Source organism: Marivivens sp. JLT3646 (genome assembly GCF_001908835.1).
In the GTDB taxonomy this organism is placed as follows: Bacteria; Pseudomonadota; Alphaproteobacteria; order Rhodobacterales; family Rhodobacteraceae; genus Marivivens; species Marivivens geojensis.
Window position 1 is genome coordinate 2,830,833 of the sequence record NZ_CP018572.1, and the last position, 15,306, is coordinate 2,846,138.

The 15,306-nt window shown below is 53.4% G+C and carries 18 protein-coding genes; 8 read left to right on the top strand and 10 right to left on the bottom strand.

Translation table 11 applies throughout. From position 1 onward, the window contains the following. Position 1 precedes the first annotated feature (1 nt). From BSK21_RS14160 to BSK21_RS14185, 6 genes are all read right to left on the bottom strand, one after another. Entirely contained in the window at positions 2–802 is an 801-nt protein-coding gene (locus BSK21_RS14160) for a ParA family protein (RefSeq protein ID WP_067552410.1), read from the bottom strand. Then, positions 795–1,400: a 16S rRNA (guanine(527)-N(7))-methyltransferase RsmG gene (rsmG, locus tag BSK21_RS14165; protein ID WP_067552407.1), complete on the bottom strand. Its 606-nt coding sequence runs from the start codon at positions 1,398–1,400 to the stop codon at positions 795–797. The genes BSK21_RS14160 and rsmG overlap by 8 nt, the downstream gene beginning before the upstream one ends. Next, a complete protein-coding gene (mnmG, locus tag BSK21_RS14170) occupies positions 1,397–3,265 on the bottom strand; it encodes a tRNA uridine-5-carboxymethylaminomethyl(34) synthesis enzyme MnmG (protein WP_067552440.1) in 1,869 nt (622 codons plus the stop codon). The genes rsmG and mnmG overlap by 4 nt, the downstream gene beginning before the upstream one ends. An 11-nt stretch (positions 3,266–3,276) precedes the next feature. Continuing rightward, a complete protein-coding gene (gene mnmE / locus BSK21_RS14175; protein WP_067552404.1) occupies positions 3,277–4,557 on the bottom strand; it encodes a tRNA uridine-5-carboxymethylaminomethyl(34) synthesis GTPase MnmE in 1,281 nt (426 codons plus the stop codon). A 22-nt stretch (positions 4,558–4,579) separates the two neighbouring features. Further along, positions 4,580–5,851 carry a transcription termination factor Rho gene (gene rho, locus BSK21_RS14180; RefSeq protein WP_067552437.1) on the bottom strand — a complete coding sequence of 424 codons (1,272 nt, stop codon included), beginning with the start codon at positions 5,849–5,851 and terminating at the stop codon, positions 4,580–4,582. Between the two features lie 111 nt (positions 5,852–5,962). Further along, a complete protein-coding gene (locus tag BSK21_RS14185) occupies positions 5,963–6,439 on the bottom strand; it encodes a CopD family protein (RefSeq protein ID WP_074039048.1) in 477 nt (158 codons plus the stop codon). 398 nt (positions 6,440–6,837) lie between these two features. Between BSK21_RS14185 and BSK21_RS14190 the strand changes: the two genes are divergently transcribed. From BSK21_RS14190 to dnaQ, 4 genes are read left to right on the top strand one after another with little or no spacing between them, the layout of a single operon-like run. Beyond that, positions 6,838–7,437 (top strand): nucleoside triphosphate pyrophosphatase, encoded by a 600-nt coding sequence (locus tag BSK21_RS14190; protein WP_067552401.1) that lies wholly within the window; start codon positions 6,838–6,840, stop codon positions 7,435–7,437. Continuing rightward, positions 7,434–8,264, top strand: a complete 831-nt coding sequence (locus BSK21_RS14195) for a shikimate dehydrogenase (RefSeq protein ID WP_067552398.1) — start codon at positions 7,434–7,436, stop codon at positions 8,262–8,264. The genes BSK21_RS14190 and BSK21_RS14195 overlap by 4 nt, the downstream gene beginning before the upstream one ends. Further along, positions 8,261–8,854 carry a dephospho-CoA kinase gene (coaE, locus tag BSK21_RS14200; RefSeq protein ID WP_067552395.1) on the top strand — a complete coding sequence of 198 codons (594 nt, stop codon included), beginning with the start codon at positions 8,261–8,263 and terminating at the stop codon, positions 8,852–8,854. The genes BSK21_RS14195 and coaE overlap by 4 nt, the downstream gene beginning before the upstream one ends. Continuing rightward, positions 8,847–9,584 (top strand): DNA polymerase III subunit epsilon, encoded by a 738-nt coding sequence (dnaQ, locus tag BSK21_RS14205; RefSeq protein WP_067552392.1) that lies wholly within the window; start codon positions 8,847–8,849, stop codon positions 9,582–9,584. Before coaE ends, dnaQ begins: the two co-directional genes overlap by 8 nt. Here dnaQ and secB read toward each other — a convergent pair. Both secB and BSK21_RS14215 read right to left on the bottom strand, forming a co-directional pair. Further along, entirely contained in the window at positions 9,577–10,074 is a 498-nt protein-coding gene (secB, locus tag BSK21_RS14210; RefSeq protein ID WP_067552434.1) for a protein-export chaperone SecB, read from the bottom strand. The two genes, dnaQ and secB, sit on opposite strands and share 8 nt — an antisense overlap. A gap of 74 nt (positions 10,075–10,148) precedes the next feature. Then, the gene (locus BSK21_RS14215) at positions 10,149–10,622 is read right to left on the bottom strand and encodes an FxsA family protein (RefSeq protein ID WP_067552390.1); all 474 of its coding nucleotides are present in this window, start codon (positions 10,620–10,622) and stop codon (positions 10,149–10,151) included. Between the two features lie 105 nt (positions 10,623–10,727). On the opposite strand from BSK21_RS14215, the gene BSK21_RS14220 reads away from it, so the two are divergent. The 3 genes from BSK21_RS14220 to BSK21_RS14230 are packed head-to-tail and all read left to right on the top strand — an operon-like array spanning position 10,728 to position 13,002. Next, positions 10,728–11,384, top strand: coding sequence for a Tim44/TimA family putative adaptor protein (locus BSK21_RS14220; RefSeq protein WP_067552387.1), 657 nt, complete (start codon positions 10,728–10,730; stop codon positions 11,382–11,384). A gap of 56 nt (positions 11,385–11,440) precedes the next feature. After that, a complete protein-coding gene (locus BSK21_RS14225; RefSeq protein ID WP_156529624.1) occupies positions 11,441–12,415 on the top strand; it encodes a murein transglycosylase A in 975 nt (324 codons plus the stop codon). Then, positions 12,415–13,002: a Smr/MutS family protein gene (locus tag BSK21_RS14230; RefSeq protein ID WP_067552381.1), complete on the top strand. Its 588-nt coding sequence runs from the start codon at positions 12,415–12,417 to the stop codon at positions 13,000–13,002. The genes BSK21_RS14225 and BSK21_RS14230 overlap by 1 nt, the downstream gene beginning before the upstream one ends. Positions 13,003–13,004: 2 nt before the next feature. Here BSK21_RS14230 and hslU read toward each other — a convergent pair whose 3' ends face one another. Next, positions 13,005–14,306, bottom strand: coding sequence for an ATP-dependent protease ATPase subunit HslU (hslU, locus tag BSK21_RS14235; RefSeq protein ID WP_067552378.1), 1,302 nt, complete (start codon positions 14,304–14,306; stop codon positions 13,005–13,007). Between the two features lie 112 nt (positions 14,307–14,418). On the opposite strand from hslU, the gene BSK21_RS14240 reads away from it, so the two are divergent. Further along, entirely contained in the window at positions 14,419–14,673 is a 255-nt protein-coding gene (locus BSK21_RS14240) for a BrnA antitoxin family protein (protein WP_067552375.1), read from the top strand. On the opposite strand, the gene hslV is transcribed toward BSK21_RS14240, so the two are convergent. Continuing rightward, the gene (gene hslV / locus BSK21_RS14245) at positions 14,674–15,231 is read right to left on the bottom strand and encodes an ATP-dependent protease subunit HslV (RefSeq protein ID WP_067552372.1); all 558 of its coding nucleotides are present in this window, start codon (positions 15,229–15,231) and stop codon (positions 14,674–14,676) included. It lies immediately after the preceding gene. Positions 15,232–15,306: the final 75 nt, after the last annotated feature.

Sequence of the window (15,306 nt, forward strand, 5' to 3'; positions counted from 1 at the left end):
CCTATTTCTTTTCTCGTTCGATCAGTTCTTCGGCTAGCTCGCGGTAAGCCTGACTGCCGCGTGATTGTGGATCGTATTCCAAAATGGTCATCGCAAAAGACGGCGCCTCGCTCAGGCGAACGTTACGCGGAATGACCGTTTTAAAGACCAAATCCCGTAGGTTTTCGCGCGCATCATCCTCAACCTGCTGAGATAGATTATTCCTACGATCATACATCGTCAAAACAACCCCCTCGATGGCAAGGTCGGGATTAGCTGTTAGACGCACCTCGCGGATCGTCAACATCAACTGTGACAGACCTTCGAGCGCATAAAATTCGCTCTGCAATGGCACGATCACTGAATCCGCAGCAACCATAGCATTGATCGTTAACAGGTTAAGTGAGGGTGGGCAGTCGATAATGATATAGTCGAGCGCGAACGCATCAATTGCTGGCTGCCGAAGAGCGTCATGGAGCAGGAAGCTCCGCTTCTCGTTGGAAATAAGCTCAATATCAGCCGAGCTAAGGTCAGTCGTCGCAGGAATAACCAATAGATTTTCTACGCTCGTCTTATGGATCGCATCAAAAAGTGATTCCTCACCGACGAGCAGATCATAAGTTGTTACATTGCGCTCATCCGGCTCGATACCCAAGCCAGTTGACGCGTTCCCTTGCGGGTCGAGATCGACAAGCAAAACATTCCGGCCCAATTCGGCAAGCGCAGCGGCCAGGTTGATCGAGGTGGTTGTCTTACCAACTCCACCTTTTTGGTTCGCCACCGCGATAATTTTTGGCTGAGTGGTCCGGCTCAAATCAGACACGAGAAAATCCTTTGATTGAAATCACGCAAGCATCGCCATTGGTGATACTTGGCACCTTATTGTAATCAAAGGCCCAAGTATGCTTTGCCTCAATTATTTCATCGTCTGCTATTTTCCCCTTTTGGAATACAGCAATGCCGGTCGGAGCCAGATGACGCTCTGCAAAACCAAGAAGAATGGTTAACGACGCCAGCGCGCGGGCTGAAATCACATCGGCATTCTGTGGAGGCGCCAATTCGATACGGTCATCTAGGACAATGGCATTCAAATTCAGTTCACGGATCGCTGTGCGCAGAAACGTCGCCTTGCGTTGATCGCTCTCAATCAGAGTAAAGCGTGCGTCCGGCTTCTTCTCAACGGCGATAGTTGCAAGGATGATGGCAGGAAAACCACCGCCACTTCCTATATCAACCCAGTGGTTCCATTCGTCTGGTGCAGATGCCCAAACCTGAGCAGAATCTACGATATGGCGGTCCCAGATGTGATCAACGTCGTTACGAGCGATCAAGTTAATCTTCTTCGTCCATTTCCGAACGAGGTCCTCAAAAGCACCTAACCTCTCTAATGTTTCACGTGAAACATCTACACCTGAGATCATGCCGACTTCGCCTTTTCATGTTTCCTGATCCGCGCGAGCAACAAAACGAGAGCCGCTGGAGTCATACCCTCGATCCGCGAGGCTTGTCCGATCGTCGTTGGTCTCACGCGGTTTAACTTCAACGCCAGTTCATTCGAAAGACCAGACACGCCTGTGTATTCGAACCCTTCGGGAATTTGCACCTCTTCGTCTCTACGCAGGCTTTCTATATCCTTAGCTTGTCGAGAAATGTAATGAGCATAAAGGGCGTCGCGTTTGATCTGCTGGCGAACCTCGCTCGTGATCTTAGACGCTTCCGGAACAAGGGCCAACAGCTCGGCATCTTCAAACTCGGCAAGCGACAAGGCGTCTAGCGCCGTGCGACCGGGACCGTCAGGGTTCAATTTAACTCCCGCATCCGCAATCTGGCGCGCGCTCAATGCTACCCCAGACAGAACATCACGTGCATTTGTAATCGCGGTCATTTTCTCGCTGAAGGCCATCCAACGGTTATCGCCGACACAGCCTGCATCCCGACCAAATTCGGTCAACCGCTGGTCGGCATTGTCAGCGCGAAGAGAAAGGCGGAACTCCGCCCGTGACGTGAACATGCGATAAGGTTCGGACACACCGCGGGTGATCAGATCGTCGATCATCACACCAATGTAGCTGCTTGTCCGGCTGAAGATGATTGACTCACCGCTTTGGGCAGTACGCGCAGCGTTGAGACCAGCGACAAGCCCTTGCGCCGCAGCTTCCTCATATCCAGTTGTGCCGTTGATTTGACCGGCCAAAAATAGCCCTGCGACGTCACGAAGCTCCAAAGTCGGTTTCAGCGCACGCGGGTCAACATAGTCATACTCGATCGCGTACCCAGGCTGGAGGATCGCAACATTCTCCAAACCTTTCATCGAACGAACATAGGCTTCCTGCACATCGACAGGAAGCGATGTCGAAATACCGTTTGGATAAATCGTCGGATCATCCACGCCTTCAGGCTCAAGGAATACTTGGTGCGACGACTTATCTGCGAAACGCACGACTTTATCTTCAATTGACGGGCAATACCGAGGGCCGATGCCCTCAATATGCCCACCATACATCGCGGAACGAGACAGATTGTCACGGATAATCTCGTGAGTTTTCTCGTTGGTATGCGTGATTCCGCAGGAAATTTGCGGCGCAGTTACGGATTTCGACAAGAACGAAAAGAGTGAGGGTTCATCATCACCTGGCTGGCTTTCAAGATCTTTCCAGTCAATCGTCCGACCATCTAATCGTGGCGGCGTGCCCGTTTTCAAACGACCAAGCGGCAATCCAAATCCATCAAGGCGTTCCGCCAACTTGATCGAAGGCTTATCCCCCATCCGACCGCCCGACTTTCGAACATCCCCAATATGGATAACACCACGAAGGAAGGTCCCAGTCGTTAGAACGACAGCGCAGGCTTTGATCTCTGACCCATCGTCCAAAATCACACCGGCAACACGGTCACCGTTCATGATTAGATCGGTCGCCTCACCCTCGATAACCGTGAGATTTGGCTGGATCTGAACCAGATGCTGCATAGCGGCCTTATAACGGGCTCTGTCCGCCTGCGCACGTGGTCCTTGAACCGCTGGTCCCTTTTTGCGGTTAAGTAGGCGAAACTGAATGCCGGCAATGTCCGCCGCGATACCCATGACGCCATCGAGCGCGTCAACTTCACGGACGAGGTGCCCTTTACCAAGGCCACCAATCGCGGGGTTACATGACATAACGCCAATAGAATCGAAGCTAAGAGTGACCAGCGCTGTTTTCGCACCCATTCGGGCCGACGCATGTGCTGCATCGGCTCCAGCATGACCACCACCGATCACAACAACATCAAAGTCCAAATGTTTCACGTGAAACACTCCTATTTTCCGATGCAAAAGCTGGAAAAGATAACGTCCAGCAAATCTTCTACATCCACACGACCCGTGAGCGACTCTGTCGCCCGTGCCGCTGTTCGAATCTCTTCCGCGATAAGATCGGTCATTCCCGTTTCGCTGTCCACGAGCGCAATCGCAGTATCCAACGCCTCACACCCACGAAGGAGTGCTATTCGGTGCCGTTCTCGCATGGCGACGCCAACACGTGCGGTCTTGGCGATTAGTCGCTTTTCTATCAGAGCTACAAGACGATCAATACCCGCGCCCGTCTTACCCGAGACACCAATCTCAGCGCCATCAAATTGATCCTGCTTAGCTCGGACAATCAGCGTATCATTATCAAAATGCTGTGTGATATCTTCACTTATATCCAACATGTAGATAATGAGATCTGCTGCCTCGGCTCGTTTCCGTGCCAATTCGATCCCCAGACCTTCGACGATATCATCCGTCTCGCGAAGGCCAGCCGTATCCAGAACGGTGACTGGCAGGCCACCCAAATCCATACGGACTTCGATCACATCACGCGTGGTTCCCGCAATCTCCGAGGTAATCGCCGCTTCCCGCCCTGCTAACCGGTTTAGGAGCGTCGACTTGCCGACGTTCGGTGACCCAACGATTGCTACCTCAAAGCCATCACGAATACGTTCAGCGATCCGCACACCTTCCGCTTCGGCCTGCATTTCGGTCTGAACACCGCGCAACAGTTCGGTAACTTCGGGCATCACATCGACGGGCACGTCTTCATCAACGAAGTCGATCGTTGCTTCGACCAACGCCGCCGCGCGAACCAACCGTTCACGCCACACAATGACCTTATCGCCCAAGGCACCCTGAAACACACGAAGTGCTTGTTTTCGCTGCGCTTCTGTCTCTGCATCGATCAGGTCGGCTAGACCTTCAACCTGCGCGAGGTCGAGACGCCCGTTTTCCAGCGCGCGCCGTGTAAATTCACCTGCCTCAGCAAGCCGAAGTCCGTCATAACCAGACAACTCAGACAAAACAGCTGCAATAATTGCAGGCGAACCATGCAATTGAAGCTCAACAACCTCCTCGCCCGTGAAGCTCCGCCCCTTATCGAAGGTCAGAACCAAAGCTTCGTCGATCAGATCGCCCTGCCCGTCCAAGATCCGACGCAATCCGCGGCCCTGAGGCAAATCACAACACAGCCGACGTCCAGCTTCGAACGCGAGAACGCCCGAAATCCGAATGACAGCAACGCCTGCTTTGCCCGACGCCGTGGCCAGGGCATAGATCGTGTCCATAACCAAATCCTCCTTGTGGGGATTAGCTATTCATTGAATCGAAGAAGTCAGCGTTCGATTTAGTTTGTTTCAACTTACCGATCAGGAATTCAATTGCATCGGTCGTGCCCATTGGGTTGAGGATACGACGCAGAACGTAGGTTTTCTGCAGATCGACCTTATCCACGAGAAGATCTTCCTTGCGGGTGCCAGACTTGAGGATATCCATCGCTGGGAAGACACGCTTATCAGCAACCTTGCGGTCCAGAACGATCTCAGAGTTACCAGTACCTTTGAATTCTTCAAAGATAACCTCATCCATACGCGATCCTGTGTCGATCAGCGCGGTCGCGATGATGGTCAACGAACCACCTTCTTCGATGTTACGAGCCGCACCGAAGAAACGTTTCGGGCGTTGCAGCGCGTTTGCATCCACACCACCAGTCAGAACTTTACCCGACGACGGAACAGTCGTGTTGAACGCGCGACCCAGACGCGTGATGGAGTCAAGCAAGATCACAACGTCGCGTTTGTGTTCCACAAGGCGTTTCGCCTTCTCAATGACCATCTCGGACACGGCAACGTGACGCGATGCGGGTTCGTCGAAGGTAGACGACACCACCTCGCCTCGCACAGAGCGCTGCATGTCAGTAACTTCTTCTGGGCGTTCATCGATCAGAAGAACGATGAGATAGCACTCTGGGTGGTTCTTTTCGATGCTGTGCGCGATATTTTGCAGCAATACCGTCTTACCGGTGCGCGGCGGAGCTACGATCAGCGAACGTTGACCTTTACCAATTGGTGCGACGAGATCGATAATTCGAGCCGAACGATCCTTAACGGTTGGATCTTCGATCTCCATTTTCAGGCGTTCATCGGGATAAAGTGGGGTCAGGTTGTCGAATGCAACCTTGTGACGCGCCTTTTCAGGGTCTTCAAAGTTGATCTTCTCAACACTGGTGAGCGCAAAATAACGCTCGTTGTCGTTTGGCTCTTTGATCACACCTTCAACGGTGTCCCCTGTACGAAGCGAAAACTGACGGATCATGTCAGGGGACACGTAAATATCATCTGGACCCGGTAGGTAGTTTGCCTCTGGCGAACGCAAGAACCCGAAACCGTCTTGCAAAACTTCCAACACGCCATCGCCACCGATGATCCAGCCCTCATCTGCGCGTTCACGCAGGATCGAGAACATCATATCGCCCTTACGCATGGTCGATGCGTTTTCGATTTCCAGCTCTTCAGCTACAGAAAGCAGGTCTTTGGGGCTTTTCGCCTTGAGATCGGCAAGGTTCAGGCGGTCTTGCGACATGACAAACCCTTTCGCGGCCATCCGGCCGGCATAGTGGTAAATTTTACAGACAGAGTCCCCTCCGGACGAAAGGGCACTTCTATTACGCGCAGGACCGCGTCGGAGTCAAATTTAGAATTTAAAGATAACCGAGAAGACAATGATCAACATCAGAACGGTCGGAACCTCATTCATCAAACGATACTGACGCCCTGTCAGCGTGTTTTTCCCGTTCATGAAATCCTTGCGACGATACCCAAGCCAGTGATGGAACCATGTCATTGCAATTACGGACGCGCCTTTGGTGTAGGGCCAGACCATGTTCCACCCCACAACTCCGGGTGTGAAAACCAACATTAGACCGAAAATCCATGTGGCGATCATTGCGGGGTTCATGATTGCTCTTAGCAAAAGCCGTTCTTGGTGCTGGAACAGCTTGTCCATATCACTGTCTGCTTCGACGCCCTGCTTTTTCAGTCCTTCGACGTGATAGACGTACAAACGTGGGAGGTAGAACAGTCCGGCCATCCAAGACATGACCGAAACGATATGAAGGCTCTTTGTCCAAAAATAGGATGCGCTTAGAGCATTTAGAATCCAGTCGATCATTCTTTGTCTCTCTCAGTACTTCTTACTTATATAAATAAAGAAAGAAGAAAGGATTTTGATTGTTGTACTGTGGATAACACAGCTATTCGAGATTTTCCCCAAGTTTATCCAGATACTCACAGGCATCCACAAGGGTGAAATGATCTGTGGATATTAAAATTAACATTATTTAATAATAGTTTAACGTATCATGCGCCAAATTGACTCTTAGAACGGTCGGAGTCCTTTGTCGATTCTTGGTCTGCGCGTCACATGGCAAAGTTATCCTATCCCCATCTTGGTGAACTGTGCTGGAATCGGGAATGAATGACGGGCTATTTGCCCCAAGCGCCGTCAAGCCCTAAGAACTCCCCAAAGTACACCCAAACTCTTATCGGTTTATCCGAGGATTTATCCACATGGCTGACCCTATCATCCTCGCATCCAGCTCTGAAATCCGGGCAACTCTGCTCCGTAATGCAGGGGTTCCGTTCACAACTGAAAAGCCCCGTGTCGACGAGGAGATGATCCGCGCGTCGCTTGAAGCAGAAAAAGCATCGCCTCGTGATATTGCAGATTTCCTTGCTGAAGCCAAAGCCCGAAAAGTGAGCCTGAAGGCCAACGGAGCGTTGGTGATCGGCTGTGATCAGGTCTTGGATTTCGACGGCACCGTCATGTCAAAACCCGCAGACTTGTCCGAGTGTCTCGCGCAACTAACCGCCCTACGCGGCAAAACGCACCGTCTGCTTTCTGCTGCGGTCATCTATAAAGATGGTGAACCACTTTGGCGTCACGTTGGTGTAGTGCGTTTAACGATGCGTGAGTTTTCTGACGACTATCTGAGCGACTACGTTGTCCGCAATTGGGAGTCCGTCCGCTGGTCAGTGGGTGGATATAAGTTAGAAGAAGAAGGCGTGCGATTGATGTCGCGCATTGAAGGTGATTATTTCAACGTGCTTGGTCTTCCGATGATCGAGCTCCTAAACTATTTGACCGTCCGAGGAGCACTACCCGCATGAGTGACGTTAAGATCCCATTAGCTGGTGTTATCGGCTGCCCTATTTCGCACTCGCGGTCCCCAATCTTGCATGGGTATTGGCTTAAGAAATATGGCATCGCAGGCCACTATGTTCCGATGCACGTCGAAGCCGTCGATTTCGAAGTTGCTGTTCGTAATATGCACAAACTCGGATTTGTCGGCTGCAATGTAACGATCCCACATAAAATCCGCGCGATCGAGATTGCTGATGTTGTGACAGATCGTGCGTCAATGATTGGTGCTGCAAACACGCTGACCTTCCGCGATGGGAAAATCTACGCCGACAATACAGATGGATACGGTTTCACGGCGTCCATTTGGCAAGGTGCGCCAGACTGGCAACCTGATGCTGGACCTGCGCTTGTCTTAGGCGCTGGTGGCGCAGCGCGGGCAGTGATCACTGCGCTTTTGGATAGTGGTGTTCCCGAAATCCTGCTCGCGAACCGCACGCGGACGAATGCTGAAGCGCTCAAAAACGATTTCGGAGCAAAGATTAAAGTTATCGAATGGGTGCAGGTTGCTACGAATCTTGGCTCAGCCTCTACGGTTGTGAATACGACTTCGCTGGGTATGACCGGCGGACCAGAGTTCAAGGTGAACCTTGATGGCCTGAAGCCGAAAACAGTGGTCGCTGACATTGTTTACACCCCTCTGCGGACAACACTCCTCGACGAGGCCGAAAAGGCTGGCTGTCATACCGTTGATGGCCTTGGAATGTTGCTCCATCAGGCGGTTCCAGGATTTGAACGCTGGTTCGGCCATCGTCCTGACGTGGACGACGAAACGCGGCGTGTGATTTTAGCATGACGTGGAAACTTGGCCTGACCGGATCAATCGGGATGGGCAAATCCACGACCGCTGCCATGTTCCGCGATGAAGGCGTGCCCGTTTGGGACGCAGACGCAACGGTTCATAAGCTTTACGAAAGGGGTGGTGCGGCCGTTGCGCCGATTGAACAAGAGTTCCCAGATGCCATTGTGGATTGGGCTGTTGATCGCGATCACCTAAAGCAAATCATCGCCAAAGATATGACTGTGTTGCCAAGACTTGAAGCGATTGTTCATCCGCTTGTTGCAGCCGACAGGGCAGAGTTTTTAGACACGAATAAAGCTGAAATCGTCGTTTTCGACATTCCGCTTTTGTTTGAAACGGGTGCTGATGAGTGGCTTGACTCTGTGTTGGTCGTGACCTGCCCACCAGATGTTCAGGCCAAACGTGTTTTGGATCGTGGAACAATGTCGCCTGACCAATTCCAGATGATCTTATCGCGACAAATGCCCGATTCCGAAAAACGCGCGCGCGCAGATCACGTTATAGAGACGCTGACGCTAGACGCGACCCGTGCTGCTGTGCGAAACCTGATTGCAGAGTTGAAAACAAGGCAGTCCCATGCGTGAGATCGTTCTCGATACTGAGACCACAGGATTTGAACCCCACAGTGGGGATCGCATCGTTGAAATTGGGTGTCTGGAACTTCTGAACCACATGCCGACTGGCAAAACGTTTCACGTTTATATCAACCCCGAACGATCCATGCCGATGGATGCGTTCAAGATCCACGGGATTGGTCCTGATCTTCTCGAACCTCCGCAAGAGGCACAGCCGGGGCAGGTAAAACTGCGTGACAAACCCTTGTTCGCCGAGATTGGCCAGAAGTTCCTCGATTTCATACAGGATTCAAAACTGGTGATTCACAACGCCAGCTTTGACATGAAATTCTTGAATGCAGAGCTGGGATGGATGGGGTTGCCGTTGATCCCGAACGATCAGGCTTTGGATACGCTGGCAATTGCCCGCAAGAAGTTCCCCGGTTTACCAGCTTCGCTCGACGCATTGTGCCGTCGATTTGGCATCGACAACTCGAACCGCACGCTCCACGGAGCGTTGCTCGACTCTGAAATTTTGGCGGATGTGTATCTCGAACTGATCGGGGGTCGTCAGCCTGACTTTGCTTTGGCAACGTCGTCGCAATCATCGAGCAGAACGAATGTCGCTGAAGTGGATGACTGGCGGCCAAAACCGCGGTCGACGCCCCTGCCCTCGCGGATCACCGAAGAGGAAGCCGCCGCCCATGCCGAATTTATCGGTAAGATGGGCGACAGCGCGCTTTGGAAAAAGCTTAGTTAGGCTGTGCGGGCGCTTCGGCCTGCTGAGCCTGAACGCGGCGAGCAATTTCACCACGGTAGATCGCAACAAAGTCGATTGTGTCGAGGTTCACAGGCGGGAAACCACCGTCACGGGTGACGTCAGATACGATCCGGCGAATGAACGGGAAGGTCAGGCGCGGGCATTCGATCATCAGGTAGGGATGCATCTGGTCTTCCGGCACCCCTTCGATGTGGAACACGCCAGAATACTCGAGCTCGAGCAGGAACAGCGGTTCTTTGTCAGCTTTGGTGTTCGACGAAACGGTAAGTTTCGTGATGACTTCGTACTGGTTGTCCGCACGTTTACGCGCATCAAGGCTAACCTTCACGCCCATTTCTGGCTGCGGATCACCCTTTACGCCCTTCTGAGCGAGGATGTTCTCGAACGACATGTCACGCACGAATTGTGCGATGATGCGGTTCTTGATCTGCGGCTGCTGCGCCGCTTCGGGGGTCTGGGTCTCGGCCATCGGGCAACTCCACATTTAAAAGGTCGGGGATTGTCTATCAGGCCTTTGCCAGACCCTCAATGCTCATGGACTTTTTAATGACGTGTCCATCCCGATGGATGGGTCGGATGTTTGTCTGGATCAACAGGTTCGAAGTCGCCATCGATCACATCGTCATACCGTTGCTGTTGGCGCGGCGGCTCGCCGAATTGGAACTTCTGCACGTTTACCTTGGTGCGCAGATACTGGAAAACGCGGCTCCTCACCTGCGGAATAAGCAGCAAGAACCCAACGGTGTCCGTGAAAAACCCGGGGGTGAGCAGGAGTGCACCCGCAAACAAGATCATTGCACCGCTTGCCAAGGATTCTGATGGGTCACTGAGGCTGCTAAAGCTCTGCCGCAATTTACCTAGCTCTTTTGCGCCCTCGCTCCGCACCAAATTCGCGCCGATGACGGCTGTCGTCAGCACGATCAGAAGCGTCCAAGCAAGCCCGATTGCCCCGCCAATAGAGATGAAAAGCGCGATCTCGATCATCGGAACGGCAACAAAAGGTATCAAAAGCCACATCATAAGTCCTTTCTGACCCGTGGTGGACTTGACCGGGCCTCTGCCATACATAAGTCGGGTGGGTAGAGTTTTGAATGCCCACCCAACGAACAAGAGGTTTTTCTTATGAACGGAGTCCTAATTCAGCTGCTGGTCCTAGCTGGCGTTGCTGTTTTCCTGATCCTACGCTTGCGCAGCGTTCTTGGGACCCGTGAGGGATTTGAAAAACCTGCCGTCACGCGAAATGAAACGCCCGATCGTCGTGCTAATTTCGAGGTCATTGAGGGCGGCCCAGACCGCGACATCGTTGATAACGTTCCCGAAGCCAGTCCCGCCGCCGATGCTTTGGCTGCGATGAAGCGTGTGGACCCTGACTTTACCGTATCCGAATTCCTGCAGGGTGCCCGCGGCGCGTATGAAATGATCCTCATGGCCTTTGAAAAGGGCGATGTGGCATCGATCCGCCCATTCATCTCTGAAGATATCTACGACGTCTTCTCTGACGTGATCGCAACGCGCGAAGCTGAAGGTCTAACTGTCGAAGCGACATTCATCGGGATTTCCGAAATTGCGGTTCAGGACGTTGAGTTCAACGCCGACACTAAAGAAGCCGAAGTCGCAATCCGCTTTACGGGTGAATACACCTATACGGTACGTGACAAAGCGGGTGACATCGTTGAAGGCGGGCCAAACAGCACCAAACGTCAGCGCGATGTCTGGACATTTGCACGCGCTATGGGCAGCAACGATCCGAACTGGGTCCTTGTGTCTACAGGTGAATGATGCGGCGGGTCGGGCGCGCGATAGCGTTCTGTCTGACCCTATTTTCGGGGGCGGCTATGGCCGAAACGACCTACACGCTTCTTGATTTCTCGGATTTGAATGGTTGGGCAGAGGATGATCATTCCGCTGCCTTTACTGCGTTCAAAGAGACTTGCGACCTGATGAGCGATCCGGAATGGACAACGCTTTGTAATCTCGCGAACGACGTGTCCGATGCACGCGGATTTTTCGAGTTGTTCTTTAAGCCCGTTATGGTCACCGATGGCGAACCGATGCTGTTCACGGGGTATTTTGAGCCTGAATTGCGTGGCAGCCTTCAGCGAACGGCGACCTTTCGTTACCCGATTTACCGTCTCCCTAGTGCCCTGCCCCCAACTGGTCCGTGGTTGACGCGCCAAGAGATCGAAGAGAACGGCGCTCTAGCGTCCCAAGGGCTTGAGATTGCATGGCTCGCTGACCCCGTTGATCGGTTTTTCCTTCAGGTCCAAGGATCTGGTCGTATTCGCCTCCAAGACGGCTCTGTGATCCGTGTGGGATATGCGGGGAACAACCGCCGTCCCTATTCGTCGATCGGCCAAGAACTGATCCGACGCGGCATCTATAGCGAACATCAGGTTAGCGCGACAGTCATTCGGAATTGGGTGCGCAACAACCCAGACGAAGGCCGCGCCCTGCTTTGGACCAATGAAAGCTACGTCTTTTTCCGCAACGTGACCGAGGTTCCTGCCGAAAAAGGACCTCTTGGTGCGATGAACAGGTCCATTTCGGCTATGCGCTCTATCGCTGTTGATCCAGCTTACACGACGCTCGGTGCGCCTGTGTGGATTGAACGTCACGGCGCAAATGCGATGAACCGTCTTATGATCGCTCAGGATACAGGCTCTGCGATCAAAGGTGCGCAGCGTGCCGACATCTTTATCGGCACGGGCGTTGAGGCTGGTCTGGAAGCGGGCGAAATCAAAGACACGGGTCGCATGATCATGCTTTTGCCGATCCAGATGGCCTATGCATTGGTCCCTGAGGTCATCTGATGGCCCGCCGTCGCCGTCAGCTAACGGCTGAGGAAAAAGCTCTTTGGGATCAGGTGGCCAGCACGACAACCCGCCTAGCGCCTGAGGCACCTACAGTTGTGCCCGATGACCCTGTGCGGGCACCGTCCCATCATCCTGCGCCCGCGCCGATCCCACGGTTTCGGGTTGGGGCAAAGGTGGATTTAAAGCCTAAACACAGCATTGCCGTCCCGATCCATGAAGCGCTAGCCGCTGCTCCTATTTCGATGGACCACAAAACCCACCGCAAGATGACCAAGGGCAAGCTGTCGCCTGATGCACGGATCGACTTGCACGGCATGACCTTGCACGAGGCGCATGGCGAGCTGACCCACTTCATCCTGTCATCGCATGAAAAAGGCCACCGCTTGGTTCTCGTGATCACAGGCAAGGGTAAGGATCGCGACGAAGGTGGCCCGATCCCAACCCGTATGGGCGTTTTGCGGCATCAAGTGCCACAATGGCTACGGCTTCCGCCGTTGGGGCGGCTGGTCTTGCAGACAACGCCTGCCCACCTCAAACACGGCGGGCATGGCGCATATTACGTTTACCTGCGGCGCACGCGCTAAGGTTATAGCACGTAGCGGCTCATATCGGTGGAGCGTGACAACTCACCAACATTCGCTTCAACATAAGCCGCATCGATTTTTACGGTTTCACCCGACCTATCTGGTGCGTTGAAGGACAGTTCTTCAAAGACCCGTTCGATGATCGTGTAAAGTCGCCGCGCACCGATGTTTTCGACCGATTTATTGACCGTCGCTGCGATATTCGCGATCGCCGCAATTCCATCCTCGGTGAATTCGACGGTGACGTCCTCAGTGCCCATCAGAGCCGAGTATTGCAACGTCAGCGCATTGTCTGTTTCGGTCAAAATACGCACGAAGTCGCCTTCGGTCAGGTCATTCAATTCGACGCGGATCGGCAAACGGCCCTGTAATTCAGGCAGTAGGTCCGACGGTTTAGCGACGTGGAACGCACCCGACGCGATGAACAGGATATGGTCGGTCTTAACAGGACCGTTTTTGGTCGACACCGTGGTGCCTTCGATCAGAGGAAGCAGGTCGCGTTGCACACCTTCGCGGCTCACATCAGCGCCGCGTGCATCAGTACGGGCACACACCTTATCGATTTCGTCCAAGAACACGATGCCGCTTTGTTCAACGGCTTCAATCGCGGTTTTCTTCACCAGTTCGTCGTCTAGCAGCTTGTCAGCTTCTTCTGAAACGAGCACATCATAGCTCTCAGCCACGGTTAGTTTTTTCTTCACCGAGCGCTGGAACGCCTTACCGAACAGATCACCGAGGTTCATCATCCCGCCCATCTGCGGTTGACCCGGTATTTCAAAGCCACCCATCGGGTTTGAAGTGTCCTGAATTTCCAACTCAATAACGGTTTGATCCAGTTCGCCCGAACGGAGCTTGCGGCGAAAAGCCTCGCGAGTGCCATCGCGGGCCTCGGTGCCTGCAATCGCGTCAATCACGCGCTCCTCTGCGGCGCGCTGCGCGTTTGCCCGAACGTCCTCGCGCATGAATTCACGGGTTTGCAGGATCGCAACGTCAACCAGATCGCGGATGATCTGTTCTACATCGCGCCCAACATAACCAACTTCGGTGAATTTTGTGGCTTCGACCTTAATGAACGGCGCGCGGGCGAGTTTGGCCAAACGGCGGCTGATCTCTGTTTTACCAACGCCAGTCGGTCCGATCATCAGGATGTTCTTTGGGTAGACTTCATCGCGCAGATCATCGCCCAGCTGCTTGCGGCGCCAACGGTTGCGAAGCGCAACGGCGACGGCGCGTTTGGCCTCATTCTGGCCGATAATAAAGCGATCAAGCTCGGATACGATTTCGCGCGGGGTAAGGTCTGTCATGGTGTCCTCTTTTCAACACTTCCGATCTAGGCATCTGAGCGGCAAAAACCAACCCGCACTGTCGTGTTGGATTTGTATATATACGTGATAACCTGTGATCGGAGGACGAAAGATGACCGAGAACCTGCCGAAGAAAAAAATCATGGTTCGGCGCGTCACATCGCCTGTCCGACCTCGTGCGGTCGAGGAAACCGCATCGCAGGTATCCAGTTGGGAAGATAGCCCCCTCGACCTTCCCGAACCCAAACAGGCGATTTCCCTGCGCGTAGATCGCGATGTGTTGGAGTTCTTTAAATCAGGGGGAAAGGGGTATCAGACCCGCATGAACGCTGTCCTGCGGGCCTATATGAAATCTCAAAAACGCTGATTAAGCTTTGATTTTTTCGACGGTCAGTTTGCCGTTTGTATAAACGCAGATATCGGCCGCAATCGCCATTGCGTCCCGCGCAACGGTTTCGGCGTCTTTATCGGTGTCCATCATTGCTCGCGCTGCAGCGAGGGCAAAATTCCCGCCCGAGCCAATCGCCGCCACGTCATGTTCTGGTTCCAGAACGTCACCCGCACCTGTGATCACGAACAAATCCATACCGTCGGTGACGATCAGCATCGCCTCGAGTTTCTGGAGGTACTTATCCGTCCGCCAATCTTTGGCGAGGTCCACGCTGGCGCGCATCAATTGACCCGGTGTTGCCTCTAGCTTCTTTTCGAGACGTTCGAGTAGGGTGAACGCATCGGCTGTCGATCCGGCAAAGCCGCAAACAACGTCCTGACCACCGGGAGACAAACGACGTACTTTGCGCGCGGTCCCTTTGATCACGGTTTGACCGAGGCTGACCTGACCATCACCTGCGACAACTACCTCGCCGCCTTTGCGCACACCGATGATCGTCGTGCCGTGCCATCCGGGGAATTCGCTCTCTGCCATATCGGGCCTCCTGTCGTTTGTTCCTATATGGCGGGCAGGGCGCATTGGAACAAGAGCAACGCAAAAGGGCGCCGA